23 protein-coding genes and 1 tRNA gene are annotated in these 24,227 nt (G+C 58.5%); 14 read left to right on the forward strand and 10 right to left on the reverse strand.

Going from position 1 to position 24,227, the window contains the following annotated elements; all coding sequences use genetic code 11:
• Positions 1-41: 41 nt before the first annotated feature.
• Positions 42-728, reverse strand: a complete 687-nt coding sequence (locus ACI77H_RS19570) for a Crp/Fnr family transcriptional regulator (protein ID WP_407013355.1) — start codon at positions 726-728, stop codon at positions 42-44.
• Positions 729-812: 84 nt separating this feature from the next.
• Here ACI77H_RS19570 and ACI77H_RS19575 point away from each other — a divergent pair, with 84 nt between their 5' ends.
• The gene (locus ACI77H_RS19575; protein ID WP_407013356.1) at positions 813-1,331 is read left to right on the forward strand and encodes a DUF962 domain-containing protein; all 519 of its coding nucleotides are present in this window, start codon (positions 813-815) and stop codon (positions 1,329-1,331) included.
• Between the two features lie 139 nt (positions 1,332-1,470).
• Here the strand turns inward: ACI77H_RS19575 and ACI77H_RS19580 are convergent, their stop codons facing one another.
• The 6 genes from ACI77H_RS19580 to dibA form a co-directional block, all read right to left on the reverse strand.
• Positions 1,471-2,460 (reverse strand): sulfate/molybdate ABC transporter ATP-binding protein, encoded by a 990-nt coding sequence (locus ACI77H_RS19580; RefSeq protein WP_407013357.1) that lies wholly within the window; start codon positions 2,458-2,460, stop codon positions 1,471-1,473.
• A 3-nt stretch (positions 2,461-2,463) separates the two neighbouring features.
• The gene (gene cysW, locus ACI77H_RS19585; RefSeq protein WP_131060525.1) at positions 2,464-3,333 is read right to left on the reverse strand and encodes a sulfate ABC transporter permease subunit CysW; all 870 of its coding nucleotides are present in this window, start codon (positions 3,331-3,333) and stop codon (positions 2,464-2,466) included.
• Between the two features lie 12 nt (positions 3,334-3,345).
• Complete coding sequence (cysT, locus tag ACI77H_RS19590) at positions 3,346-4,164, reverse strand: sulfate ABC transporter permease subunit CysT (RefSeq protein WP_150633164.1); 819 nt, start codon at positions 4,162-4,164, stop codon at positions 3,346-3,348.
• Between the two features lie 172 nt (positions 4,165-4,336).
• The gene (locus ACI77H_RS19595) at positions 4,337-5,350 is read right to left on the reverse strand and encodes a sulfate ABC transporter substrate-binding protein (RefSeq protein ID WP_407013358.1); all 1,014 of its coding nucleotides are present in this window, start codon (positions 5,348-5,350) and stop codon (positions 4,337-4,339) included.
• A gap of 69 nt (positions 5,351-5,419) precedes the next feature.
• A complete protein-coding gene (gene oscA / locus ACI77H_RS19600) occupies positions 5,420-5,602 on the reverse strand; it encodes a sulfur starvation response protein OscA (RefSeq protein WP_007945260.1) in 183 nt (60 codons plus the stop codon).
• Positions 5,603-5,973: 371 nt separating this feature from the next.
• Positions 5,974-7,893 (reverse strand): phosphodiesterase DibA, encoded by a 1,920-nt coding sequence (dibA, locus tag ACI77H_RS19605; protein ID WP_407013359.1) that lies wholly within the window; start codon positions 7,891-7,893, stop codon positions 5,974-5,976.
• 147 nt (positions 7,894-8,040) lie between these two features.
• On the opposite strand from dibA, the gene desA reads away from it, so the two are divergent.
• Complete coding sequence (gene desA, locus ACI77H_RS19610; protein ID WP_407013360.1) at positions 8,041-9,228, forward strand: delta-9 fatty acid desaturase DesA; 1,188 nt, start codon at positions 8,041-8,043, stop codon at positions 9,226-9,228.
• Between the two features lie 143 nt (positions 9,229-9,371).
• A complete protein-coding gene (locus tag ACI77H_RS19615; protein WP_407013361.1) occupies positions 9,372-10,361 on the forward strand; it encodes a GGDEF domain-containing protein in 990 nt (329 codons plus the stop codon).
• Between the two features lie 127 nt (positions 10,362-10,488).
• On the opposite strand, the gene ACI77H_RS19620 is transcribed toward ACI77H_RS19615, so the two are convergent.
• From ACI77H_RS19620 to gabD, 3 genes are all read right to left on the reverse strand, one after another.
• Positions 10,489-11,703, reverse strand: a complete 1,215-nt coding sequence (locus ACI77H_RS19620) for an HDOD domain-containing protein (RefSeq protein ID WP_407013362.1) — start codon at positions 11,701-11,703, stop codon at positions 10,489-10,491.
• A 139-nt stretch (positions 11,704-11,842) separates the two neighbouring features.
• Positions 11,843-13,120 (reverse strand): 4-aminobutyrate--2-oxoglutarate transaminase, encoded by a 1,278-nt coding sequence (gene gabT / locus ACI77H_RS19625; protein WP_090177104.1) that lies wholly within the window; start codon positions 13,118-13,120, stop codon positions 11,843-11,845.
• 184 nt (positions 13,121-13,304) lie between these two features.
• Complete coding sequence (gabD, locus tag ACI77H_RS19630; protein WP_008148203.1) at positions 13,305-14,747, reverse strand: NADP-dependent succinate-semialdehyde dehydrogenase; 1,443 nt, start codon at positions 14,745-14,747, stop codon at positions 13,305-13,307.
• A gap of 348 nt (positions 14,748-15,095) precedes the next feature.
• Between gabD and ACI77H_RS19635 the strand changes: the two genes are divergently transcribed.
• The 11 genes from ACI77H_RS19635 to ACI77H_RS19685 all read left to right on the forward strand — a co-directional run bounded on the left by ACI77H_RS19635 (position 15,096) and on the right by ACI77H_RS19685 (position 24,182).
• A tRNA-Arg gene (locus tag ACI77H_RS19635) sits at positions 15,096-15,172 on the forward strand.
• 167 nt (positions 15,173-15,339) lie between these two features.
• Entirely contained in the window at positions 15,340-16,575 is a 1,236-nt protein-coding gene (locus ACI77H_RS19640) for a tyrosine-type recombinase/integrase (RefSeq protein ID WP_407013363.1), read from the forward strand.
• 243 nt (positions 16,576-16,818) lie between these two features.
• Positions 16,819-17,739, forward strand: coding sequence for a hypothetical protein (locus ACI77H_RS19645; protein ID WP_407013364.1), 921 nt, complete (start codon positions 16,819-16,821; stop codon positions 17,737-17,739).
• Positions 17,740-17,817: 78 nt separating this feature from the next.
• Positions 17,818-18,084 carry a helix-turn-helix transcriptional regulator gene (locus tag ACI77H_RS19650; RefSeq protein ID WP_407013365.1) on the forward strand — a complete coding sequence of 89 codons (267 nt, stop codon included), beginning with the start codon at positions 17,818-17,820 and terminating at the stop codon, positions 18,082-18,084.
• On the forward strand, positions 18,081-18,689 hold the full coding sequence (locus tag ACI77H_RS19655; RefSeq protein WP_407013366.1) for a hypothetical protein: 609 nt from the start codon (positions 18,081-18,083) through the stop codon (positions 18,687-18,689). The genes ACI77H_RS19650 and ACI77H_RS19655 overlap by 4 nt, the downstream gene beginning before the upstream one ends.
• Positions 18,686-19,027, forward strand: coding sequence for a hypothetical protein (locus ACI77H_RS19660; protein ID WP_407013367.1), 342 nt, complete (start codon positions 18,686-18,688; stop codon positions 19,025-19,027). The genes ACI77H_RS19655 and ACI77H_RS19660 overlap by 4 nt, the downstream gene beginning before the upstream one ends.
• Before the next feature lie 529 nt (positions 19,028-19,556).
• The gene (locus ACI77H_RS19665) at positions 19,557-19,847 is read left to right on the forward strand and encodes a hypothetical protein (protein WP_407013368.1); all 291 of its coding nucleotides are present in this window, start codon (positions 19,557-19,559) and stop codon (positions 19,845-19,847) included.
• Positions 19,844-20,131 (forward strand): DUF3077 domain-containing protein, encoded by a 288-nt coding sequence (locus ACI77H_RS19670; protein WP_407013369.1) that lies wholly within the window; start codon positions 19,844-19,846, stop codon positions 20,129-20,131. The genes ACI77H_RS19665 and ACI77H_RS19670 overlap by 4 nt, the downstream gene beginning before the upstream one ends.
• A complete protein-coding gene (locus ACI77H_RS19675) occupies positions 20,121-23,003 on the forward strand; it encodes a DUF927 domain-containing protein (RefSeq protein WP_407013370.1) in 2,883 nt (960 codons plus the stop codon). The genes ACI77H_RS19670 and ACI77H_RS19675 overlap by 11 nt, the downstream gene beginning before the upstream one ends.
• Before the next feature lie 86 nt (positions 23,004-23,089).
• Positions 23,090-23,932, forward strand: coding sequence for a chromosome segregation protein SMC (locus ACI77H_RS19680; protein ID WP_407013371.1), 843 nt, complete (start codon positions 23,090-23,092; stop codon positions 23,930-23,932).
• A 64-nt stretch (positions 23,933-23,996) separates the two neighbouring features.
• The gene (locus ACI77H_RS19685; RefSeq protein ID WP_407013372.1) at positions 23,997-24,182 is read left to right on the forward strand and encodes a hypothetical protein; all 186 of its coding nucleotides are present in this window, start codon (positions 23,997-23,999) and stop codon (positions 24,180-24,182) included.
• Positions 24,183-24,227 lie beyond the last annotated feature (45 nt).

Consider the following 24,227-nt stretch of genomic DNA (forward strand, 5'->3'; position numbering starts at 1 on the left):
TAGGCGCCTTCGCCGACAAAGCCCACCAATAACGCCGTGTTTCAAAAAATCGCCAACGCCCGCAACCGTTCTGCATCGAGAATTTCGATCTCGCCGTACTTCAGATTCAAAATCCCCTGCCCTTGCAACTCCTTGAGGAGCTGATTGGTGGTCTGGCGCGACAGTGACAGCATTGACGCCAGCTGTTCCTGCGGCAGTTGCAGCACCCGTCGCGGCGGGTCGATTTCGCCGTAACCCTCGGCGATCATCAGCAAGCGATGCGCCAACCGTGCAGGCGCCGGCATCAGGCTCAACTGTTCGAGATTGATGAAGGTCAGGCGCAGTTTCTGGCTCATCAGCAATGCCAGGTGCCGCCAGTACACCGGTTGCTCATCCAGCAAGGCCAGCAGCGCGGATTGCGGGATGTGCAGCAGGATGCATTGGCCGACGCCGAACGCATCGTGGGTGCGCGGCTGGCCGTCGAACAGGCAGATTTCGCCAAACCAGTGCGGCGACTCCACAAGGCTCAACAACGCTTCCTTGCCCTGCTCGCTGACGGCGCCGATTCGAACCGAACCTTCGAGCACCGCGTACAAACCGCACGGCGGATCGCCGCGCTTGAACAGCCGCTGCCCCGACGCCAGGCGCCGCACCTTGGCGCCGGCCAACAGACTATTCTGTAAAGGAACAGGTAGATGACTGAACCACTGCCCCGTTTCCAGGCGCGAACGCCAAACCTGCATGTCCATCAAAACTCCTGGAGATTGTCGCCTGGCTGACAGAGCGAGCGCTGAACCCGGGGCATGATCAATCACCCTACAGGAGGAATAACAATGAAAAGCCTCGTTGACCATCTCAGTCAATACGCCGCTTACCACCGTGACCCGCGCAATATTGCCAGCCACTTTATCGGTATTCCGTTGATTGTGGTCGCTGTCGCGGTGTTGCTGTCGCGGCCGCAATGGGCCGGGGGCTGGCTTTCACCGGCGGTGCTGGTCTCGCTGGCGTCGGCGTGGTTTTACCTGCGCCTGGAAGTGCGCCTCGGGGTGTTGATGACTGCGTTACTGGGTCTGTGCGTTTGGGCAGGTCACGTGCTGGCACAGCAAAGCACGCTGGTGTGGCTGGCGAGCGGCATCGGGATGTTTGTGATCGGCTGGGCGATTCAGTTTGTCGGGCATCACTACGAAGGACGCAAACCGGCGTTTGTCGATGATGTGACGGGGTTGATTGTCGGGCCGTTGTTTGTGGTGGTTGAACTGGCGTTTTTGCTGGGGATGCGGCGGGATTTGAAAGAGCAGATCGAGGCGCGGGTGGGTGGGGTACGTCTGCGTCAGAACAACGCTGCGGCGTAGGACGCCATCGCGGGCAAGCCCGCTCCCACAGGGAATTTGTAAACGACGCAAATCACTGTGGGAGCTGGCTTTCCGGCAATTGCGGTGTGTCTGACACACCGCGTTATCGTTAATCGCCAGCAAGCCGGCGCCTACAAAGTTAAATGTTGGCGACTTTCTGCCAGACCTTCGGCTTGAAGAACAACGTTTCGCCCTTCGCCAGGCCGATCAGGCTGTCGTGATCCTTCACCACTTCCGCTTCGATCAACTCGCTCTGGCCTTCGACCTTTAACGTCACCCGAGTGGTCGCGCCCAGCGGACGGATATCGCGCACTTCGGCCGCGTGGTGGTCGTCCAGCTCATGCCGCGACAGCGACACTTCGTGCGGACGGAACAGCACGTGGTTGTCTTCGCCCAGATGCAAACGGTTGGAATCACCGAGGAAGTGATAAACGAAATCGCTGGCCGGATTTTCGTAGACGTCACCCGGTGAACCGATCTGCTCGATCACCCCTTTGTTCATCACCACGATACGGTCAGCCACTTCCATCGCCTCTTCCTGGTCGTGGGTCACGAACACGGACGTCAGGTTGATGTCTTCGTGCAGCCGCGCGAGCCAGCGGCGCAGTTCTTTACGCACCTTGGCGTCGAGTGCGCCGAAAGGCTCGTCGAGCAGCAGAACTTTCGGTTCTACCGCCAGGGCGCGAGCCAGCGCAATACGCTGACGCTGGCCGCCGGAAAGTTGCTCCGGATAGCGATCCGACAACCAGTCCAGTTGCACCATGTTCAGCAATTCGTGAACCTTCACCGCGATCTGGCTTTCGCTCGGGCGCTGGTTTTTCGGTTTCATGCGCAGGCCGAACGCGACGTTGTCGAACACCGTCATGTGGCGGAACAAGGCGTAGTGCTGGAACACGAAACCGACGTTGCGATCACGCACGTCGTGGCCGGAAACGTCTTCACCGTGGAACACGATGCTGCCCTGATCAGGGGTTTCCAGACCGGCGATGATCCGCAACAGCGTGGTCTTGCCGCAACCCGACGGGCCGAGCAGCGCCACGAGTTCGCCGCTTTGAATGTCCAGGCTGATGTCATTGAGCGCCTTGAACGCATTGAAATTCTTGCTGACGTTACGCACTTCGATCGACATGAATTATTCCTCCGCGGCGCTGGCGCGCAGGCGGTTAATACGGTTTTCGCTCCACTGCTTCAGCAGCAGGATGAAGAGCGCCATGATCAGCAACAGGCTCGCTACAGCGAACGCGGCCACGTGGTTGTATTCGTTGTAGAGGATCTCGACGTGCAGCGGCAAGGTGTTGGTCACCCCGCGAATGTGCCCGGAAACCACCGACACCGCCCCGAATTCACCCATCGCCCGCGCAGTACACAGCACCACGCCGTAGATCAGGCCCCATTTGATATTGGGCACGGTGACGTGCCAGAACATCTGCCAGCCATTGGCCCCGAGCAGGCGCGCCGCCTCTTCTTCCTGCGTGCCTTGTTCCTGCATCAGCGGGATCAGTTCGCGCGCCACGAACGGCACGGTGACGAAAATCGTCGCCAGCACGATACCCGGCAAGGCAAAGACGATCTGGATGTCGTGATCCTGCAGCCACGGCCCGAACAGGCCCTGCGCGCCGAACATCAGCACGTAGACCAGACCGGCGATCACCGGCGACACCGAGAACGGCAAGTCGATCAGGGTCACCAGAATGCTTTTACCGCGGAACGAGTATTTGCTCACGCACCACGCGGCGCTGACACCGAACACGAGGTTCAGCGGGACCGAAATCAACACGGCAATGACCGTGAGTTTCAACGCCGACAGCGCGTCGGGCTCAAGGATCGCGGTGAAGAACGAACCCAGGCCATTCTTCAAACCCTGGGACACCACGATCACGAGCGGCAGCAACAGGAAAAGGGCAAACACCAGCCAGCCAAGGCCGATCAGGATTCGCCGTGAGTTGGCACTGCCACGGCGGGCAGCGTTCGAGGAAGCAGCAGCAATAGATGATTGGGACATTTCAGCGCCTCCTTATGGGGTTTCAATACGGCGTTGCAGCAAATTGATCAGCAGCAACAGGACGAAAGAAACCACCAGCATCAGTACACCAATGGAGGTGGCGCCGGTGTAATCGTACTGGTCGAGCTTGACCATGATCAGCAGCGGCAGGATCTCGGTTTTCATCGGCATGTTGCCGGCAATGAAAATCACTGAACCATACTCGCCGACCCCGCGGGCAAAGGCCAACGCGAAACCGGTTAACCATGCCGGCAGTAACGCGGGCACCAGAATATGGCGGAAAACCTGCAAGGGTTTAGCCCCCAGGCACGCCGCCGCTTCTTCGACTTCGCGGGGAATATCGGCCAATACTGGCTGTACGGTACGTACTACGAATGGAAGCGTTACGAACGTCAGCGCCAGCGTGATACCGAGGGGGGTATACGCGATCTTGAAACCCAGGTCCGCCGCAAACTGACCCACCCAACCATTCGGCGCGTACAGCGCAGTCAGCGCGATACCGGCCACGGCAGTCGGCAAGGCGAAGGGCAGATCGATCATTGCATCGATGATCTTGCGACCCGGGAAGGTATAGCGCACCAGCACCCAGGCCAGCAGCGTGCCGATGATGCCGTTGATGATCGCGGCATAGAGCGCGGTGCCGAAGCTGAGCTTCAACGCCGCGAGTACGCGAGGCGCCGAGATGATTGCCCAGAATTGATCCCAGGTGAGTTGAGAGGCGTGCACAAACATCGCCGCCAGTGGAATGAGCACTATCAGGCTGAGGTACACCAAGGTGTAGCCCAGCGTCAGCCCGAAGCCGGGTATGACGGGGGAGATACGACGCGACATAAAAGTCCTTGGTTGAAAGCAATCCGCTAAACGCACCTGTGGGAGCGGGCTTGCTCGCGAAGAGGGCATATCAGTCAACATTTACGTCGCCTGACACTCCGCCTTCGCGAGCAAGCCCGCTCCCACTTGGTGCGCGCCTAAGCATCAGGCTCGTTGTGTGGCTTGAGTCAGATTACTGCGCCTGGTAGATCTGGTCGAACACGCCACCGTCATTAAAGAATTTCGGTTGCGCGGTTTTCCAGCCGCCGAAGTCCTTATCGATGGTTACCAGCTCTAGTTTCGGGAACTGCTGAGCGTACTTGGCGGAGACGTCCTTATCACGTGGGCGATAGAAGTTTTTCGCGGCAATTTCCTGACCGGCCGGGCTGTACAGGTGCTTGAGGTACGCTTCGGCGATCTGCTCGTTGCCCTTCTTCTCGGCGTTTTTGTCGACGACGGCGACTGGCGGTTCGGCAAGGATCGACAGCGAAGGCACGACGATTTCAAACTTGTCGGCGCCACCGTCTTCTTTCAGCGCCAGGAAGGCTTCGTTTTCCCAGGCCAGCAAGACGTCACCCTGACCGTTGTTGACGAAGGTGATGGTCGAACCGCGAGCACCGGTGTCCAGTACGGGCACGTGCTTGAACAGGGTTTGTACGTATTCCTTGGCTTTGGCCTCGTCGCCGCCGTTGGCTTTCAGGCCGTAGGCCCAGGCCGCGAGGAAGTTCCAGCGAGCGCCACCGGAGGTTTTCGGGTTTGGAGTGATGACCGAGACGTCGTTCTTGACCAGGTCGCCCCAGTCCTTGATGCCTTTAGGGTTGCCCTTGCGTACCAGGAACACGATGGTCGAGGTGTACGGCGTGCTCGCTTCCGGCAGACGCTTCTGCCAGTCCGCCGGCAGGGTTTTGCCAAGCTTGGCGATTTCATCGATGTCGCCGGCCAGTGCCAGGGTCACGACGTCGGCACGCAGGCCATCGATCACCGCACGGCCCTGTTTGCCCGAGCCACCGTGGGACTGCTGGATTTTCACGGTGTCGCCAGCATGGTCTTTCTGCCAGAACTTGACGAACTCAGCGTTGTAATCCTGATACAGCTCGCGAGTGGGGTCGTAAGACACGTTGAGCAGCTCGTAATCCTTGGCAACCGCGGAACCCGCAAAAAGGGCACTGGCCAATGCGGCCAAAGCGAAATGACGAATCGACGACATGGTGAAAGCTCCTGGAATTCTTGATGTGTTGGCTTTTTTTATGAAGTGCTGGAATCGGTTGCCGGTTGTTTAGCTCGGTTTGTTGCTCGGGTTCTGCAAACGGAATTTCTCTTTACGCTCGATCTGGACCACTTGAGCGTTGTGCACGGTGATTTCCACGGCGCCAAACCGCAGATCGCGCAGGGCGCTCTGGATCTCACGCAAGATGGTGGCTTCGTCTTGACCGTCAACGCTACGTAGGGATGCGCTCATGGTGCTGCTCCTTCGACTGAGAGGTTGCCTGGCAGTGGGCGGCACTGCTTGCGGCGTGAGGGCAATAGTAGATAGGTGCGGATATTCTTAAAAAGACTATTTAAGAATGTTTATATAACCAAAATAAATTATTTGTCGGGGCGAGGGGTTACGTCTGCGCGACGGATGAGGGATCCAAAAATCGCCCCCTCTCCAGCCCCTGCAAAATCCTTGTAGGAGCCCGGCTTGCCGGCGATGAGGCCCTTGAGATTTACGCAGGACTCGAGACCGCCATCGCTGGCAAGCCAGCTCCCACAGAGGCCTGTTCATGGCGGAGATTTTTGTTCGTACGCAAACTTTTAGTCTCTGGCTGTGCACAAAGTGTGGGGGGGTTAGTGGATTTCCGGAGCATGCATCCAGTCCAGCTGCTCAGCCGGCACCGGTCGGCCGAACCAGTAGCCCTGGCCGAGATCGCACCCCTGCTCAAGCAGGAAACTCGCCTGCTCGACCTGCTCGATCCCTTCGGCATGCACCTGCATGCCCATGCTTTGCGCCAGAGCGATGATCACGCGCACGATGGCCGCATCGTCGTCGTCCAACGGCAATCCGGCCACGAAGCCCTGATCGATCTTGAGTTTCTGCACCGGCAAACGCTTGAGTCGCAACAGTGACGAATAGCCGGTGCCGAAATCATCGATGGCCAGCCGCACGCCGAGTTCGCGTAATCGATGCATCTGCTCCAAGGCCACTTCCGGGTCGTCCATCACCGCACTCTCGGTGACTTCCAGCTCCAGATACGAGGGGTCCAGCCCGGTTTCGTGCAGCACTTTCGCCACTTGCTGAAAGAGCTCACGACGAGCGAACAATCGAGAGGAGACGTTCACCGCGACAAACGACAACGCCACACCTGCCTGCTGCCACAAGCACATTTGCTGACAAGCCTGGCGCATCACCCAGCTATCGATTTCTGCGATCAACCCGGTGCGTTCGGCGATGGGAATGAATTCTGCCGGCGACACCAGCCCGCGCTTCGGATGCTCCCAGCGCACTAGCGCCTCGACGCCAACCAGGCGGCGGGTCTTGAAGTCATGAACCGGCTGGTAATAAACGCGCAGTTCCTGCTGTTCCAGCGCTCGACGCAACTCTACGGCAGTCTCGACCCGAGTCTGGGCATGGGCTGTCAGCTCTTCGGTATAGAGAGCGTAGCCATCGCGACCGGCGCTTTTGGCCTTGAACAGCGCCGAGTCAGCGTTACGCAATAGCTGTTCAGCGCTCAAGGCATCGCCGGGGAACAGGCTGATACCGATGCTGGTATTGATGAACAGTTGATGCCCGCCAATCAGGAACGGCTCTTTGAGACCATCAATGATCCGCTGCGCCAGCGCCGCAGCCTGTATCAACTGCGGACAGCTTTCCGCAAGCACTGCGAACTCATCCCCCCCCAGTCGCGCCAACGTGATCTCCGGGCCAAGCAAGGCCTGCAAACGCTCGGCCACGGCTTTAAGCAGTTGGTCGCCCACCGTGTGCCCAAGGCTGTCGTTGATCATCTTGAAGTGATCCAGATCGATCATCAGCAACGCGCAGCCGCGCTTGTTGATTTGCGCCGACGCCAATGCCTGCTCGGCACGGTCGGTGAACAGCAGGCGGTTGGGCAGATCGGTCAGCGGATCGTGATGCGCCAGGTACTTGAGTTCGTGCTCGGAATCCTTGATCGCGCTGATGTCGGAGAACACCGCGACGTAGTGACTGAGCTGGCCCTGATCATCGTGAACCAGGCGAATCGTCTGCCACTGCGGGTAGATTCCGCCGTTTTTGCGCCGGTTCCAGATTTCACCGCTCCACTCGCCGCAACGGGTGAGCGTGGCGAACATCGCCTGGTAGAAACTCGCCGGGTGATGGCCGGACTTGAACAGGCTGGGTTGCTGGCCCAGCACTTCGTCGGTCTGATAGCCGGTAATTTCCATGAAGGCGCGGTTCACATGGACGATGATCCCATGACGGTCAGTGACCAATACGCCTTCGCGGGTGCAATCGAACACGGCGGCCGCCTGACGCAAACGCTCCCGGTCATCATTGTGCTCACGTAACTTGGCGCCGATCCCCAGGCAACGGAACAATCGCGCCCTGGCGAGGAAGATCAGCCCGGCGCTGAGCACCACCCACGCGTAACCGTTGATCAGTTGCCATCGTAGTCGCTCATCGGAGCTATCGAAGAAACTGTTCAATAAGTAACCACTGAGCTCCAGCCAGACGACGGAAAGCAGCAGGTAAAGCAGCGCTGCACGCATGGCATCGCGATAGGTGGCAGGCATTCGGTCGTCCATGTCCCTACAAAAGGGTCGGAATTATAGTGTAAAGAAACATCCAGCGACTCTTATCTGAAAGGGTGACTGGTTTTATCTGTGGGCTTGGTGATAATGCAACGGCTGTTTTTTTCTTTATCGAGGGCCCTATAGCCTATGTGGTACGAAGGTTTTCTCGGCTTGTCGCCCTGGTCACTGGTGGCAGTCACCCTGCTGATGACCCACGTCACGATTATCGGCGTCACGGTCTATCTGCATCGTTATTCAGCCCATCGCTCACTTGAGCTCAATGCCGGCCTGAAACATTTCTTCCGCTTCTGGCTGTGGCTGACCACGGCGCAGAACACCCGCGAGTGGACCGCCATCCACCGCAAGCATCACGCCAAATGCGAAACCGTCGATGACCCGCACAGCCCGGTCATCAAGGGCTTGTCCACCGTTCTGCGCAAAGGTGCCGAGCTGTACCGCGCCGAAGCGGAAAACCCCGAGACCCTGCGCATCTACGGCAAGAACTGCCCCGAAGACTGGATCGAACGCAACCTCTACAGCCGTTTCCCGCTGTTGGGTGTGGCGATCATGGCCGTCATCGACCTGCTGCTGTTCGGCACCATCGGCATCACCATCTGGGCTATCCAGATGATGTGGATCCCGGTCTGGGCCGCCGGCGTGGTCAATGGCCTGGGCCATGCCGTCGGCTACCGCAACTTCGAATGCCGCGATGCGGCGACCAATCTGGTGCCCTGGGGCATCCTGATCGGCGGCGAAGAACTGCATAACAACCATCACACCTACCCTAATTCGGCAAAACTGTCGGTGAAGAAATGGGAGTTCGACCTCGGCTGGGCCTGGATCCAGGTCTTCAGTTTCCTGCGCCTGGCCAAGGTTCAACGGGTTGCGCCGATTGCCCACCGGGTCGAAGGCAAAGGCAGCCTGGACATGGACACCGCCATGGCCATCCTCAATAACCGCTTCCAGATCATGGCCCAGTACCGCAAATTGGTGATCGCGCCGCTGGTCAAGCAAGAGCTGGAAAAGGTCGATCACTCGGTCCGTCACCAGTTCCATCGGGCCAAACGCCTGCTCTCGCGGGAAACCAGTCTGCTCGATGACAACCACCACCTGCGCATCCAGACCATGCTCGAGCACAGCCAGGCGCTGAAGGTAATTTACGAGAAACGACTGGCCTTGCAGCAGATCTGGGTCAAGACCAGCTCAAATGGTCACGACATGCTGGCCGCTATCAAGGATTGGGTACACGAAGCCGAAGCCAGCGGGATTCAATCCCTGCGCGACTTCGCTGACCAATTGAAGACCTACTCCCTGCGACCTGCCGCTACCGCCTGACACCGTTGATCGGTGCGCCCCGTTCGCGGGCGCACCCTTCGGAACTTAGCTCCAATTCCCCTATCTCAAAGACACTTCGCCACTACGGCGGGCTTTGCTATGGCCGCTGTCGAACACGCGGCACGTCCTTGAGATTTGTGTCGATGGTCAATAAGAACCCGCAAGACTCATCCCTGCCCCAGTGGCCGGAAGCCGCGCAAACCCTGATGGCGCTGATGCATGCCCAAGGCGAAGTCGCGCGCCTGAGCGAACGCGAACAGCTATTCAGCTCGCTGCTGGTGAGCGTCAACGCGGTGCTTTGGGCGTTCAACTGGGAAACCCGCCAGGTGCTCTACGTGAGCCCCGCCTACGAACGGATTTTTGGCCGATCCGCCGGCCTGTTGCTGTCGGACGCCAACCAGTGGCGTGACAGCATCTACCCCGACGATCTGGAGTATGCCGAGCGCAGCCTCGCCGAAGTGCTGGCCAAAGGCGCCGTTGAAGACCGTGAGTACCGCATCATCGCGGCTGATGGCCAAGTGCGCTGGCTCAGCGACAAGTGTTTCATCAACCGGCAAGCCGAGCCGGGTCAACCTGTGATCATCGTCGGCATTGCCGAAGACATCACCGACAAGAAGCAGATGGAAAGCGAGTTACATCGCTTGGCCACCACGGACGTCCTGACCCAGAGCAGCAATCGCCGGCATTTCTTCGACTGCGCCCACCTTGAATTCGAACAGGCGAGACTAAAAGGCGCTCCACTGGCGTTTCTGTTGCTGGACATCGATGACTTCAAATTGATCAACGACACCTACGGCCATCCGGAAGGCGACAACGTACTGCAACGGATCGCCGAGTGCGGGCAAGCGGCGTTACGGCGCGGCGATGTGTTTGGGCGGATTGGTGGCGAGGAGTTTGCCGCAGTCTTCCCCGGTTGCGCGCCGGACATGGCGATGCAAGTGGCCGAGCGCCTGCAACGGGAGATTCAGCGATTGAGCTTCAGCCATGCCGACCAGACGTTCGGCATCACCGTCAGCCAGGGTTTGACCAGCCTCACTGCCGAGGACGAAAACGTCGACAGCCTGTTTTCCCGGGCGGATGCCGCGATGTACGAAGCCAAGCGACAAGGCAAGAACCGGATCATCTCCGGCTGACAGCCCCAACACAGAACCCCGTGTAGGAGCTGGCTTGCCAGCGATGACGGTGTGACAGCCAGCATCAATGTTGAATGTTGTGGACCCATCGCTGGCAAGCCAGCTCCTACAAGGGTTAGCGTCGGGCTCACTTTTTGCGCAAACGTATCAATTCCGGCAAACCAATCTTGAGCAACCGCGCCGTCCGGCTCTTGGCCAGTTCCTCGACGCCATCATGCTCGGTCAACCTTGCCATCTGCGCCGCCATGTTCATCACCAGCGCTTCGCGGGAGTAAACCCCGCCACCGAGCTGGTAGACCGCCGCAATCAGTTCTCGCAGCTCCAGGGGCAAGCGCCAGCGAGTGCGCAACGCCGAACCATAGGCCGCACCGAACTCGGCCAGTGCATCACCGACCTCTTCCCATTCATCCAGTTCTCCGCCGGACAGTCTCCATTCCTGCAGACACCGCAGCAACGCGAGGTCACCCAAGCGATGCAGCATGCCTGCGCAGTAACAGCGCTCCTGGTCCAGATCCAGCAAACGCGCCAGTGTCCGGGCATATTCAGCGGTGTGCAGCGACAAATTCCAGTAACGCTCGGCGTAATCCGCCAGCAACGGATCGCTGAGCCGCGCGCTGCGCTTGAGCGCCAACCCCAGAATCAGATTCATGCTTTGCCCGGTACCCAGCCGATGCAGCGCCTGGGACAGGGTTTGCACCGCGGCGCCGTGATGCTGGGCCGCGCTGTTGGCAGCGGCGATCAGGACAGCGGTGATCTGCGGATCAACACGGATTTCATCTTCCAGCAGATTCAGGTCAAGGCCGTTGGGATTAAGGCTGCGTTTGACCGCCAGTTGCACGTCGGTCATCAGCGGCGCGCCGTCGGCAAATTCACGACAACGCTCCAGGTACGCCGACAAGGTCATGCCCGGCGCCAACGCCGGCATATCACACGACACCTGTTCACCGGCGTTCAGCAGCAGACCCTGCAGACGGAGAGTCAGGCTTTCCATGTTCAGGGGTTTGGTCAGGTACGCCGTGGGCGCCAGGGGTAAGGCTTCGCGCACGCTGGCGCTGTCGTTGCGGCTGCTCATCAGAATAAACGGCAACGGCGGATTGCGTTTGCGCTGGCGGACATTGCGCAAGATATTCAAACCATCGACGCCGGGCAATTCCCAATCGACGATCACCAGGTCGTAAGGATTTTCCGCCAGCAACTCCAGCGCCTGCTGACCGTCGGCACATAGATCCAGGCGTGCGTCGCAGCGCACGTTCAACAGCACCTGCTTGAGCAAGTCGCGAGACCAAGGGTCAGCTTCGGCAATCAGTACACGCGGTACAGCGGGTAAAACGACAGCGGTCATCTGCATACTCCATTGGAACTGCTTGCACCTTAGTCAATGCAGGCCATTTGAAACAGTGCATGTGTTGCGCGGACACGAAAAAACCCGCCGAAGCGGGTTTTTTTGTCAATCAGGTCACAGATCGATCAAAGGCTGGAGATTACAGCTCCGAGAAGCACTCTTCGATGATCGCCAGGCCTTTGTCCAGTTGCTCGTCCGGCGAAGTCAGCGGTACCAGCACGCGCAGAACGTTGCCGTAAGTGCCGCAGGACAGCAGGATCAGACCCTTGTCGCGCGCCTTGGCCACAACCGCTGCCACTGCTGGAGCGTTCGGCTTGTGGCTGTCGCCGTCGACGAACAGCTCGACCGCGATCATCGCGCCCAGGGCACGGACTTCGCCGATCACCGGGTACTTGGCCTGAATCGCTTTGAGGCCAGTAACCAGACGCTCGCCGACTGCCTTGCAGCGGTCCAGCAGGTGTTCTTCTTCAAACACTTCCATCACGGCCAGAGCTGCCGCGCAAGCGATCGGGCTACCGGCGTAGGTGCCGCCCAGGCCGCCTGGCGCGATGGCGTCCATGTATTCGGCCTTGCCGCACACACCGGCCAACGGGAAGCCGCCAGCGATGGATTTGGCGAAGGTGGTCAGGTCGGCAGCAACGCCCATCTGTTCCATGGCGAAGAAAGTGCCAGTACGGCCAGCGCCGGTTTGCACTTCGTCAGCGATCAACAGAATGCCGTGCTGGTCGCACAGGGCGCGCAGGCGTTTCATGAACTCTTTAGGCGCGACGTAGAAACCGCCTTCGCCCTGAACCGGCTCGATGATGATGGCAGCGATGTCACGCGGCTCGGCGTCGTTCTTGAAGATACGTTCGATGCTGGCGATCGAATCGTCGATGCTCACACCGTGCAGTTCGTTCGGGTACAGCGCGCGGAAGATGCCGCCTGGCATCAGGCCCATGCCGGCCGAGTACGGCACGACTTTACCGGTCAGGCCCAGGGTCATCATGGTGCGACCGTGGTAAGCGCCGGTGAACGCGATCACGCCAGCACGGCCAGTGGCGGCACGGGCAATTTTCACGGCGTTTTCTACGGCTTCGGAACCGGTGGTGACCAGCAGGGTTTTCTTGGCGAAATCACCTGGCACCTTGGCGTTGATTTTTTCGCACACTTCAACGTACGGCTCGTAAGCCAGTACCTGGAAGCAGGTGTGGGTCAGCTTGTTCAGCTGCTCGGTCACAGCGGCGATGATTTTCGGGTGCACGTGGCCGGTGTTCAGCACGGCGATGCCGCCGGCGAAGTCGATGAACTCGCGACCTTCAACGTCGGTCACGGTGGCGTTCTTCGCAGACTCGGCGAAGATCGGGTGAATCTGGCCTACACCGCGTGGTACAGCGGCTTCGCGGCGTTTCATCAAAGAAGCGTTAGTCTTGCTCATAAAGTCCTCATTCACCGCTCATCGGGCGGCGTGGTTCAAGGAAAATGCGGCGGGGTGCGACGGCGACAGCATGCGATGATCGACTGCCACAGCGTTCTCGGCCACAGAGAAAATTCCATTTGAAACGCAGAAAGGGTCAGCGCTCTCGTGCCCTTTCCGCTTATTGCATTCCCGTCTGCCGAGCTTAGATGCCCAGGCAGAGGTATTTGATTTCCAGGTAATCTTCGATGCCGTACTTGGAGCCCTCGCGGCCCAGGCCCGACGCCTTGATGCCGCCAAACGGCGCGACTTCGTTGGAGATCAACCCGGTGTTGACGCCGACCATGCCGTATTCCAGGGCTTCCGCCACACGGAATACACGACCCAGGTCGCGGGCATAGAAGTACGACGCCAGACCGAACTCGGTGTCATTGGACATCGCGATCACTTCGGCTTCGTCTTTGAAGCGGAACAGCGGCGCCAATGGGCCGAAGGTTTCTTCCTTGGCCACGGCAGCGTTTTTCGGCACGTTGGTCAGGATGGTCGGCTCGAAGAAGTTACCTTCCATGACCTTGCCACCCGCCAGAACGGTGGCGCCTTTGCTGATCGCGTCAGCAATGTGCTCTTGAACCTTGGCCACGGCTTTTTCGTCGATCAGCGGGCCAGTGGTGGTGCCTTCTTCCAGACCGTTGCCGATCTTGAGTTTGGCCACAGCCACTTTCAGCTTCTCGGCGAATGCGTCGTAGACCGAATCCTGAATGTACAGACGGTTGGCGCAGACGCAGGTCTGGCCGTTGTTGCGGTATTTGGAAATGATCGCGCCTTCGACGGCCTTATCCAGGTCCGCGTCGTCGAACACGATGAACGGCGCGTTGCCGCCCAGTTCCAGGGACACTTTCTTGATGTCCTTGGCGCATTCAGCCATCAACTGACGACCGATTTCGGTCGAGCCAGTGAAGGACAATTTACGCACGATCGGGTTGCTGGTCAGCTCGCTGCCGATGTCGCCGGCACTGCCAGACACCACGCTGAACACGCCAGCAGGAATGCCAGCACGCTGGGCCAGTTCAGCCAGAGCGAATGCGGAAAACGGAGTTTGCGAAGCAGGCTTGAGCACCATGGTGCAACCGGCGGCCAGGGCCGGGCCGGCTTTACGGGTGATCATCGCGGCCGGGAAGTTCCACGGGGTGATTGCAGCGGTCACGCCGATTGGCTGCTTGATCACGATCAGGCGCTTGTCTGGCTGGTGGCCCGGAATCACGTCACCGTAGACGCGCTTGGCTTCTTCGGCGAACCACTCGATAAAGGAAGCGGCGTAAACGATTTCGCCCTTGGCTTCAGCCAGTGGCTTGCCTTGCTCCAGAGTCATCAGGCGAGCGAGGTCGTCCTGGTTCTCGATGATCAGTTCGAACCAGCGACGCAGCTTGTTGGCGCGGTCCTTGGCGGTCAGTGCACGCCAGGCCGGCAGCGCTTTGTCAGCGGCTTCGATTGCACGGCGGGTTTCGGCAGCGCCCATTTTAGGCACAGTGCCCAGAATTTCGCCCGTTGCCGGGTTGTTGACCTTGATCGTCTGACCATTGTCCGCATCGACCCAAGCGCCATCGATAAAGGCTTGCTGGCGGAACAACTGGGTGTCTTTAAGCTGCATGTCGGCTTTCCTTAACAGCACCGCGGCACGCGCGGAGCAAATTATGATTGTAGAAAGGCGCCTCAAAGGCTGCCGTCAGGGAAATCATTCACCGGGCTGAAGCACATAAATAGCGCACGGAATGAACTCGTGCGGTTCAGCACCCAGACAAGAGCGTTTGAAATCTCAAACGAATCCTAGGATCAAAGGGGGTAAAGGACAATAGCCTGTTCGAAAAAAAGAACGAAAACGCCGCATTTGCTGCTTTTTTCTGATCAACGTAGCAAACGCAGGTTACGCTTTGAAAAAGCGCTGTCGATTCAGCAGCATGGACGCCCGCAGTGCATATGAGTATCATGGCGCCCGCTTGCACCAGTAGCTCAGCTGGATAGAGTACTGCCCTCCGAAGGCAGTGGTCGTGGGTTCGAATCCCGCCTGGTGCACCATATAGCAGTCTAGACCTGTCTCAGACAGTCTACGAAATACCCCAAGAAGCCCGCCCTGTGCGGGCTTCCTTGTTTCTGGCTATCCATCCCTGTCTACCCCTATAACTTCACGCCGTGTATGCCCACGTGTATGCTTTGAGATTCATTGAACTGGAGGCATACACGCAGTGAAGCGTACTGAAATCAAACGCCGCCCACTGGCCGACACTACTCTTGCAGGCTTGGAGCCAGAGAGTGCGACGTATCGGGAGCAAGACGGCAACGGCTTGTATTTTCGGGTCAAGGCAAATGGGCAGAAGTCGTGGGAGTTGCGCTACAAAAAACCAGACGGGAAATGGTCCTGGCTGGGCCTAGGCGGTTACCCCGAAATCAGTGGCTCGCTAGCTAGGCAGAAGGCAGCGCAACTGCGGGAGGACGCATCGACTGGTAAAAATCCTTTAGTCAGCAAGCAGGCTCGTAAGGTTGCTGACCGGGTGGCTGCCAACAACACTTTCGAAGCATTAGGGCGCGAATGGTTTGAGGCTAGGCGCTCAAGCTGGGAGGCCGGCACGTCCCGTCGGGTCCTTGGTGCCTTGGAGCTTCACGTATTCCCCGTTTTCGGCAAACGCATCTACACAGAAATACTGCCCCTTGAATGGATGGAGTTTCTGCGCGGCATGGAACAGAAAGGGATCATTGAGCAAATGGGCAGAGTTCGGGCCTTCTGCAAAGAGATCTACGACTTGGCACGCGTGACGGGCCGAGCGATCCACAACCCCCTTGAAGGCCTCAATAAATTTCTACAGACACGCAGTGCTGAAAATTATGCACACGTATCAATAGAAGAGTTGCCTGCGTTACTTCGCGCTATCAACTCTTACCCTCACGCGAAGGATGTCCGTCTAGGCCTCCGATTGCTGGCCTTATTAGCGGCACGCCCGAGTGAGATTCGAGAAGCACGCTGGTCAGAGATCGACCTCAACAAAAAGCTCTGGACGATTCCAGCCGAGCGAATGAAGCGTCGTCGCGAGCATGTAGTGCCTCTATCTCGCCAGGCCATTGAAGCGATAACGGAGCTGCGCACGCTGACAGGGGCATACCCCCTTCTCTTCCCTGGTAGAAAAGATCGAACCATCCCCCGTAGCAATACCGTCTTTCTGATGGCGCTGCGCAGACTGGGATACGCGGGCCGGCAAACTGGCCATGGCTTCCGCCATATCGCGAGCACGATCCTCAATGAACAGGGCTTTGACGAGAACCACATTGAGGCCCAGCTTTCTCATGTAAAAGAGGGGATTGCAGGGGTGTACAACAAGGCGGTGTACCTGCCTCAGCGCAAAGTCATGATGCAGTGGTATGCAGATCATCTTGATGAGCTAGTAACTGGTAATGTCGTGCAAGGCCAATTTGGAAAGGTGGTATGAGATTGTTATCCCGCCCCCTCTCAAAAAACGGTGTTACGCGTGTTACAGGTGTTGCACGCACCTGTAACTCATTGAATGTAATAATATTATTACAAGTTACACGAAGGAATACTCAGCGCCACACGACGTGTTACGTGGTTAAATCGTGTAACAAGAATCACCCAGCCACCTCCCTGTTGGTCGAGAAGGCTCTTGTCGTGAAACGCTGGATTCATGACCCAGAGCGGGGCCAAGGGGCGGTGAATGGACGATGAGAATATGCCGATTGGCCGCCTAGAGATTGCTGGATTCGATGTCAGTAATTTGCTGGGGGAGCTAGACGACATCGAACAGGCCGTGCATGAGTTAGCGTTGTATTCGTCGTTCCGGGAGTATTTCAAAGAGGCGCTGGAGCTGGCCAATTACGCCACCTCATTCTGGCTTGAGGATGGCCGTTATCCTGATCGAGCAGGGTCGGTGGTCGCTGCGATGTTTCGACTCCGCGACGAGATCGAAGAACATGCCAGCTACGCCGATGCAGCCTCATTGCCGAGTGTCATACGACGTTTTCATAGCATTGATCGCAACGCTGCGGATTCGCAACTCGTGGCGACTTACACTCTCGTGCAGAGCATTCAAGCCATTCAAGTTCTCGCCAACTGGCTCTTTGAAACGGAACTCTACGTCTTCGACCTGGATGCAGACCTCATAGCCCAAATGCAAGTAACAGATCCTAAGAAATATTGCGCACTGGCCGAAAAGGAGCGACTAAAGGATCCAGGCGGGGAAATTGACGCTCGCGAATCCTTCCGCACATTCATGGGCGATGCCGACAAGGCGATCATGCTGGCTAGCCTCTACAGACAAGTTGAGGACATCGACGTATCGAAGGGTAACTTCAATGTGGCCAATTTTCTAAGCGAGGCGCTGAGTAAAGCGTTTTCCGCCAAGGCCTCACAAAGAGGCGCTGCTGCGGGCAAGGCCAACAGGAAGCCGGAGTCGGTAAAGCAGCAGAATGCAGCGGATCTCCGCGAGCGCGTCTGCAAGGCAGCTGATCGTCACATTTTGGCCAATCCTACTATTTCAGAGCGGGAGCTGAAAAAAGCATTGGTCGAAAAGGAGAGCATAGCGTCTGAACCTACCGTCAAAAAATACCTGATCATGGGTGGATACTTACCTCGATAAATTTCAATAAAAGCAAACCGTGTTTGCTTTTTTTCCCCTCTCTAGTCTGTGCCTGTCTCTCACCATACAGGCACGACTATGACCTCTTCCATCCAAGTAATTAATACCAAATCCCCAGCTCGCGACCCCGCAACAACCCTCATTCGTATCAACGAAGTCATTGCGATGGTCGGCCTTGCTCGCCCCACCATCTACAAGCTCATGCAGCGCCCTGACTGCAACTTTCCCCTGCCCGTCAAATTGAGCAACAGCAATGCGCGCGGCGCCCCTGTCGCCTGGGTTCTTTCCGAAGTGCAGGCATGGACCCGCAGCCGCATCGAGGCGCGTGACCAGGTGGCCGCATGAAGCGCAATTACTGCCCTTTCAAGGGGCCGTTTCTCGACTCCTACAGCATTGGATTTCGCCTCTATCAAACCGGGGCAATCAACTGGCGGCATCGCACGATTGCGGGTGTGAGCTGGAATGGGGAAGAACAAGAAGCCTTCTTTTTCAACCCTGATGGCCTGGTCCTTCCGCTTAAACCCAATCAGTGGGAATTACCTGAACTGATCCGCAAAAATGCGGTACGTCGAGAGTTTTCCTGCATCCACGGTACTGGCCATTTCGCGATAAAAGAGGGCCGCCACGCCGTTTTGAAATCGCAGGGTTTGACCGACTGGGTCACGTACTGGCTGGTCGATCAATCGGCCGTATTCGCGAACGATCCGGCGGTGTGGCGACAGATCACTGAGCAGGATCTTGCCGTGGAAAAAACCGCAAGCGAACGCCTGCACCGTGAAATGAAGTTGACCTCGGATCTGGCCAGCTATGTGAACGAATGCCTGGCTCAGCAGCGCGAACTGCTCGCGGTAGAACATCGCCGACGGTGCGTCGAGGACAGCAAGATTTTGGCTTGGCTCAAAGGTGAAACACCGCCGCCGCTGTTCACCAATATGCAGGAGGCGGCATGACACCGACCTTTCTCCCCCACCAAGCCTTGGATCTCATCGGCGCACTTCGAGAATCTTTGCCTTCTAGCGCAGAGATCAAGAGTCGCCAGCGCTTGCTTGCCCTGCGCGATCAAGCGATTTCGGCCGGTGCTCAGGTACTGATCGTCCTGTGGCATGACCTGGAGTGGACACTGTTAGCGATTCAGTCGCCAGCAGACGTGGTGATCAGCGACGCTCGCGAACTGATTCCCAACCTGCTGCGCAATCCCGAAGCGCTACAGCAGATGCGGCAACGCGCCGGCCAAGGCAACCACTTGCAATGGCTCACCCTCGCCCGCCCTGTCACCACCCAGCACTAACGAAAACGCCCCCGGGAGCGATCCGGAGGCGTTGAGGTAAATCTACATGCCCGCACAATTTATGCCGCATCGGAAAAATGCGCAAGATCTCCACACAGTTGCACTTTTGAAATCGGGACGCTACTCTTTGGCCGTCGCTGCAAATTCAGCGAACGGGTTTGGCGACCCGAGTACATACAGGCGCACAGGCGTCTCCATACCGATTGCAGGCGCTTTTTTTGTGCCTGCATTCCTGCTTTATGGTAGCTGTGCGTGGGAGACCTTCGGGTCTGCCGGGGTCCTGTATGCCCGGTTCGCCAACCTGCGCACAGCTGCCACCCTTAAATCGTTTGGCGACGATCAGTGGCAGCTCCTCACATACAGGAGCTCGACCAATGTACGCCCTCAATCCATTCAAAAATCGCGCCGCTGCACATCGTGCTATGGCTCTCGCCGCCTTACACGCCAACTCCAGCCTCACTACACGTCTTTCCCGTTACAACGCCCATATGGCCAAAGCCCGCGCTCTCGAAGCCGCAGGCGGTGCCCAATGAACCACGCCCTGAGCTTCTCCCTACCCGAAGATCTGCTCGACGTCAGCAACGATATTGAAGCCGGCATTCCTATCGACGCGATCACCTGCGCCATTGCCCGCGCCGACTCGGTGCTGACGTTGCTTGAAGATCACTTCGAAAGCGAAAGCGACAGACCGCGATTGGCCAATCACGTACTGGCGGCCGTTATTTGGGACGTGCGCGGCACCCTGGGTCTGATCAAAACCTTAACCCTGCACGGTGACGCGACTTCGGCCCCTCGGGCTAAAACCGGGGGTGCGCAATGACCCTTCAAACTAACGTCACCACCCAAGGCGCGACCAAGTTCGCTCGGTGTGGGGACACGACTCAAATGCTGTTCCGTCTCAGTGCCAATGTCCCCCTGACCGACGCGCTTGAACACGCCTCAAATCTGCTGAGCTGCGCGACTCGCATGTCACTCTTGGCCACCCACGGCGACGGTGCAGAATACTGCGCGATGGCTGCTCACTACCTCAGTGAAATGAGCAAGGCAGTAATTGATGATGTGACCACGGCCCTCCTGCGAGCGGAGGCCGGCCATGTCCAATAAGACGCAACGCCCCAGCTTTGCCGACGTAAAAGCGGCCTCTCTGAAAGAGATCTCCCGGGTACTTGCTCATTGGCTGCCCAACGGTAAACGCGTGGACGGTGGCAAGGAATACACCGCTCCCAATCCGACCCGCACCGACAAGCGCGCAGGTTCCCTCAAGGTCAACTTGAGCAAAGGCACTTGGGCGGATTTTGCCACCGGCGACAAAGGTGGCGACCTGATCGACCTGGTGCGCTATCTCGACGGCGGCACCGACGTCGAAGCCTGCAACAAGCTGGCGGATCTGCTGCGCGTTACCGCTGGGGCGGCTGAATCGAAACCAAGCCCTAGCAAAAGCAAAACACCGGAATGGCTGGCCATTCAGCCGATCCCGGCCGAGGCCATGAGCAAGTGCCCGGCCAAACACCGGCAACACGGTACGCCGTCCAAGGTTTGGATTTATCGCGACGCTCAAGGCCAGCCAGTCATGGCCCTCTATCGCTTCGACTTGGGCCCAGAGGAAGACGGCAAACCGCGCAAGGTGTTTGCCCCGTTGACCTGGTGCCAACGGGCCGACGGTCAAACGCAGCAATGGCGCTGGCAGGGTCTGCCGGAGCCGCGCCCTCTGCTGCGCCTGGATGAACTGGCGCAACGCGAGGAGGCTCCGGTCATTCTGTGCGAAGGCGAAAAGGCCGCCGATGCCGCGGCGAAGCTGCTGCCCAGCTACGTGGCCACGTGCTGGCCGAACGGCTCGAACTCCTGGCACAAAGCTGACCTGACACCACTCAAAGGTCGGTCCGTGGTGTTGTGGCCCGACAACGACGTCAGTGGCAAAAGCTGCATGGATACCGTCGCCGAACAACTGCATCAGATCGGCGCCGCGTCGGCGCGCGTGATCGCTCTGGATGTCTTCAAACGCAAGCCCACGTTCAAGAATGACCAACCGACGTTCGCCAAGGGTGGCAAATGGGAAGACGGCGACGACGCGGCCGATGCCCAAGCCAAAGGCTGGACGGCGGCGCATGTCGCCGAGCTGGAACACAGCGGCGAATTGTTCGGTGTTGAGCCTGTGAAAGCATCGGCCGAACCACCCGAAGCCAAGGCCAAGCCAACAACTAAACAGCCAGCGAAACCCAAAAACGATCTGCTGCCCGGTGGCTTTCGCCTCACGCCGGAAGGCGTGTTTTATTCCGGTGACGATGGCGAAGCGCGCCCCGTGTGTTCGCCACTGGAGATCCTGGCTCGTACCCGAGATGCGCAGGGTCATAACTGGGGTTTGCTGGTTGAGTTCGACGATCCCGACGGGGCAAAAAAGCGCTGGAACATCCCGGCGCGGACCATGACCGGCGACTTCGGCAAGGACGTGCTCGGCCCATTGGTGGACATGGGCCTGCGACTGGCCGGCAGTCGTTCCGGGCGCAATGCGCGCAACGACCTGCAAAGTTATCTCGGCGGTTTTGACAGCGCCCAGCGGGCACGACTGGTTACCCGTTTAGGTTGGCACGACAGCGCCTTCCTGCTGCCCGAACAACAGGTCGGTTCGCACACCGAACACCTGCATTTCTATGAAGCCGGTGCGCAGCTTCCACCCATCAGCGAAGCCGGTACTCTGGAGCAGTGGCAAGAGCAGATCGGCGCCTTGTGCATCGGCAATCACCGTTTGGCATTTGTGGCCAGCGTGGCATTTGCCGGTCCGCTGCTGCACATGCTCGGCCATGAGTCGGGCGGCTTTCACCTCTACGGTGACAGCTCAGGCGGCAAGACCACCCACCTGCAAGTGGCCGCCTCGATCTACGGCGGGCCGCGTCTGGTGCGCTCCTGGCGTTCCACGGATAACGCGTTGGAATCCATCGCCGCCGCGCATTCAGACGGGCTCCTGGTGCTCGATGAAATCGGCATGTGCGACCCGCGCATTATCGGTGAAACGGTGTACATGCTCGGCAACGGCACCGGGAAGGCTCGCGCGAATGATCGGGGGCAAGCCGGCCGACAGGTACAGGAGTGGCGCTTGCTGTTTCTCTCGACCGGTGAGAAGACGTTGGCGCAGCACATGGCCGAAGCCAACAAGGAGCTGAAAGCCGGCATGGAAGTGCGGATGCTCGCGGTGCCGGCGGACGCCAGCAAAGGTCTCGGCATGTTTGACGTACTCAACGGCTTCGATGACGCCGCCGCCCTCTCCGATGCGCTCAAGGCACGCGTAGCCAAGTACTACGGCACGCCCCTCACCGCCTTCCTGTCGGCCCTTTGTGAGCCCGGCAAGCGGCATGGTTGGTCAACGATCCTGCGCCACACCCTAGAGGGATTTATCGCCAAGGCGCTGCCGGCTTCGGCCAGCGGTCAGGCGCACCGTGCAGCTGCCCGTTTTGGGTTGGCGGCCGCTGCCGGCGAACTGGCCACCGCGATGGGGATTACCGGCTGGCCAGACGGAACCGCCACCACCGCAGCGCGGGTATGCCTGAGTGCCTGGATGAATGAGCGCGGCGGCGCCGGGAATCTTGAAGGGGACGCGATCATGGCGCGACTGCGCCAAGTCATCGAGCGCTTCGGCGAAAGCCGCTTTACGCGCTGGGAGTCGGCCGCCGCGAAGATCGATGAGCACGGCCCGCGCACCATCGACCGCCTGGGCTTTCGCAAAACGCTGGAGCACGGTTTAGGCGATGCATTGCACACCACCAACACCTACTACGTGTTGCCCGAATCATGGCGCTCGGAGGTTTTCAAGGGCATGAACATCAACGCCGTGAACAAGGAGCTGATACGCCGAGGTGTCCTTGAGCCCGGGCCGGATGGCAAAGCCTCCTGCTCGGTCCGCTTACCGGGCCTGGGCACTCAGCGTTGTTATGTGGTGAAGACCGTGCCGGGAACGGATGAAAGCGAGGTTCAGGCCGCCTGACGGCGGGCCTACTGACTGAGATAGAGCCGGCTCAAGTGGGCCTCGCCAGCCACTCCGAACTCCAATTAAACCATCAGGAAAAACTCATGAACCGAATTGAACAACTGAAAGACACACGCGACAAATTGGTCATTGAAATGGAAGCCATCAAAAAGGAAGTGCCACCTTTTGAGGCTGCGCTTCACAGCGAAGACGTCATTAACCACGGCCGCGAGAGCGACGTCCGCCATGAAATCAGCAGTCGAAAATTAAAGATCGATTCGCTCGATCATCAGATTTTCCGACTGGATCAGAAGTTGGACCGCTTGGAGAGGCTGGCCAACCGAGAAAGCTTGATGGAAGGCTACATTGCCGACATGGCGAACTGGATGGCGGATGAGCTGGAGCTTAACGAAAAACGGCAAAGCCTGAGCACTCGCCTGGAGGAAATTCGCCAGCAAGCGCAGGAAGAGATGGCCAGCGCACGGCAGGCTGAGACTCAGGCGGCTACTGCATACGCACAGGCCGTGGCGTGGGGCGACGTCGACGGCGAAAAAGCAGCCAGCACCGACGCTCAGAAAGCCGCAAAAAACCTCACTACCTCCACCGAACAACATCGCCGCCAGCTCCTAATCATCACCGCCTTGGAGCAAGAGCTGGCCATCGTCGACCGACACATCAGCGAGGCTCAGGTAGAACACCAAAAAATTGAGGACACAGCCTTGCGGCTGGCCCACAACGCCCTGGAGGAAGCATGGAATGAAGCCGCCCAAGCGCTACTAGATGTGGGAGGCAAGCTGTATGCCGCAGCTCGGCTGATAGGCCGTGACCCCGTGTCCTTAATGAAGCTCGACATCCCCGAGCAAGGTGAAAACTTCGGCAGCTGGAGGTGGAGCGAACTGGCGGACCGTGGCCGTCAGCATCGCACGCGCGATCTGCTCTCGATGTAACTCCCGACTCCCTGAAACAGCCTGCTTTCGCGGGCTGTTTAAAATCTCTCCAAGGATCGAAGCCATGAACTCTGCGACACAAAACAGCTCGTCCATATCCGAAGCGCTTAAAGCGAGAAAAGCCCACCTGATCGCCCTACTCAAGATCGTGGATAGTAAAATCGGAACAAGCACAGACATACAGAAGCTCACCATCACTGCGATCAAAGCAGAAATGGGGTTAATCGAGCACAAGCTGAACAAAAGATGATTTAGATAAACGGAAGCTCGCGAAAGCTTCCGTTGCATTCAATTT

The sequence above is a fragment of the Pseudomonas sp. O230 genome, from assembly GCF_045447035.1.
GTDB lineage: Bacteria > Pseudomonadota > Gammaproteobacteria > Pseudomonadales > Pseudomonadaceae > Aquipseudomonas.

What these genes read in the sequence shown, in the direction of transcription:
- ACI77H_RS19570 (WP_407013355.1), bottom strand. Translation starts at nt 728, where the DNA reads ATGGACATGCAGGTTTGGCGTTCGCGCCTGGAAACGGGGCAGTGGTTC.
- ACI77H_RS19575 (WP_407013356.1), top strand. Translation starts at nt 813, where the DNA reads ATGAAAAGCCTCGTTGACCATCTCAGTCAATACGCCGCTTACCACCGT.
- ACI77H_RS19580 (WP_407013357.1), bottom strand. Translation starts at nt 2,460, where the DNA reads ATGTCGATCGAAGTGCGTAACGTCAGCAAGAATTTCAATGCGTTCAAG.
- cysW (WP_131060525.1), bottom strand. Translation starts at nt 3,333, where the DNA reads ATGTCCCAATCATCTATTGCTGCTGCTTCCTCGAACGCTGCCCGCCGT.
- cysT (WP_150633164.1), bottom strand. Translation starts at nt 4,164, where the DNA reads ATGTCGCGTCGTATCTCCCCCGTCATACCCGGCTTCGGGCTGACGCTG.
- ACI77H_RS19595 (WP_407013358.1), bottom strand. Translation starts at nt 5,350, where the DNA reads ATGTCGTCGATTCGTCATTTCGCTTTGGCCGCATTGGCCAGTGCCCTT.
- oscA (WP_007945260.1), bottom strand. Translation starts at nt 5,602, where the DNA reads ATGAGCGCATCCCTACGTAGCGTTGACGGTCAAGACGAAGCCACCATC.
- dibA (WP_407013359.1), bottom strand. Translation starts at nt 7,893, where the DNA reads ATGCCTGCCACCTATCGCGATGCCATGCGTGCAGCGCTGCTTTACCTG.
- desA (WP_407013360.1), top strand. Translation starts at nt 8,041, where the DNA reads ATGTGGTACGAAGGTTTTCTCGGCTTGTCGCCCTGGTCACTGGTGGCA.
- ACI77H_RS19615 (WP_407013361.1), top strand. Translation starts at nt 9,372, where the DNA reads ATGGTCAATAAGAACCCGCAAGACTCATCCCTGCCCCAGTGGCCGGAA.
- ACI77H_RS19620 (WP_407013362.1), bottom strand. Translation starts at nt 11,703, where the DNA reads ATGACCGCTGTCGTTTTACCCGCTGTACCGCGTGTACTGATTGCCGAA.
- gabT (WP_090177104.1), bottom strand. Translation starts at nt 13,120, where the DNA reads ATGAGCAAGACTAACGCTTCTTTGATGAAACGCCGCGAAGCCGCTGTA.
- gabD (WP_008148203.1), bottom strand. Translation starts at nt 14,747, where the DNA reads ATGCAGCTTAAAGACACCCAGTTGTTCCGCCAGCAAGCCTTTATCGAT.
- ACI77H_RS19645 (WP_407013364.1), top strand. Translation starts at nt 16,819, where the DNA reads ATGGACGATGAGAATATGCCGATTGGCCGCCTAGAGATTGCTGGATTC.
- ACI77H_RS19650 (WP_407013365.1), top strand. Translation starts at nt 17,818, where the DNA reads ATGACCTCTTCCATCCAAGTAATTAATACCAAATCCCCAGCTCGCGAC.
- ACI77H_RS19655 (WP_407013366.1), top strand. Translation starts at nt 18,081, where the DNA reads ATGAAGCGCAATTACTGCCCTTTCAAGGGGCCGTTTCTCGACTCCTAC.
- ACI77H_RS19660 (WP_407013367.1), top strand. Translation starts at nt 18,686, where the DNA reads ATGACACCGACCTTTCTCCCCCACCAAGCCTTGGATCTCATCGGCGCA.
- ACI77H_RS19665 (WP_407013368.1), top strand. Translation starts at nt 19,557, where the DNA reads ATGAACCACGCCCTGAGCTTCTCCCTACCCGAAGATCTGCTCGACGTC.
- ACI77H_RS19670 (WP_407013369.1), top strand. Translation starts at nt 19,844, where the DNA reads ATGACCCTTCAAACTAACGTCACCACCCAAGGCGCGACCAAGTTCGCT.
- ACI77H_RS19675 (WP_407013370.1), top strand. Translation starts at nt 20,121, where the DNA reads ATGTCCAATAAGACGCAACGCCCCAGCTTTGCCGACGTAAAAGCGGCC.
- ACI77H_RS19680 (WP_407013371.1), top strand. Translation starts at nt 23,090, where the DNA reads ATGAACCGAATTGAACAACTGAAAGACACACGCGACAAATTGGTCATT.
- ACI77H_RS19685 (WP_407013372.1), top strand. Translation starts at nt 23,997, where the DNA reads ATGAACTCTGCGACACAAAACAGCTCGTCCATATCCGAAGCGCTTAAA.